At 68.0% G+C, this 256-nt stretch carries 1 protein-coding gene; it reads right to left on the reverse strand.

Annotation, left to right across the window (positions count from 1 at the left end; all coding sequences use genetic code 11):
- Positions 1-256 (reverse strand): hypothetical protein (locus DNK49_RS23625; RefSeq protein WP_133255194.1); only part of this gene is annotated, 256 nt, incomplete at both ends.

Raw genomic sequence — 256 nt, forward strand, 5'->3', positions numbered from 1 at the left:
CTGGGTGCCGTTGGCGTAGCCCGTCCATTGGTACAGGTCGTTGGTCCAGCTCTGGCTCACGATTTCCTGCACGGGGTTGCGGGTGTAGGTGAGGGTCTGGTCCTGCGCGGTGCCGGCGAGGTTGTGGGCGAGGCTGGCGAGCGCGCCCTGGGGGCTGTAGCCGTAGCTGGTGGTGGTGCCGTTGCCCAGCGTGACCGTGGTGCGACGGGAGAGGTCGTCGTAGGCGTAGGTGGCCAGGTTGGTCGTGCCCAGTTCC

Source organism: Parazoarcus communis SWub3 = DSM 12120 (assembly GCF_003226565.1).
In the GTDB taxonomy this organism is placed as follows: domain Bacteria; phylum Pseudomonadota; class Gammaproteobacteria; order Burkholderiales; family Rhodocyclaceae; genus Parazoarcus; species Parazoarcus communis.